A 370-nucleotide genomic window follows, 5' to 3' on the forward strand; every position below is an offset into this window, starting at 1 on the left:
TTTGACTTGAAAGATGTGAAGGAAGCAGATACAGTAGAGGTAACAGGTGTGCTTGCAGAGTCTGCGAAAGCTCCGAATGGGATTGAGATTCGCCTTGGTGAATTGAAGATCTTAAGTGAGCCGGCAGAGCCAATGCCGCTTCCGATTGCAAAGTGGAAGCTGAACACATCTCTGGAAGCAAAATTAAACTACAGACCGATTTCTCTGAGAAATATCAGAGAGCGTGCGAAGTTCAGAATTCAGGAAGGAATCGTAAGAGGGTTCCGTGATTTCCTTTATAAAGAAGGATTTACAGAGATCCATACTCCGAAAATCGGTGCCAAGAGTGCAGAGGGCGGTGCGAACCTTTTCCGTCTGGAGTATTTCCACA

The 370-nt window shown here is 45.7% G+C and carries 1 protein-coding gene; it reads left to right on the forward strand.

What is annotated here, in order from left to right:
- On the forward strand, nucleotides 1-370 hold a 370-nt coding region (locus PZH32_RS11740), incomplete at both ends, for an amino acid--tRNA ligase-related protein (protein WP_275208435.1).

Source organism: Adlercreutzia equolifaciens (genome assembly GCF_029076695.1).
In the GTDB taxonomy this organism is placed as follows: Bacteria; Actinomycetota; Coriobacteriia; order Coriobacteriales; family Eggerthellaceae; genus Adlercreutzia; species Adlercreutzia equolifaciens_A.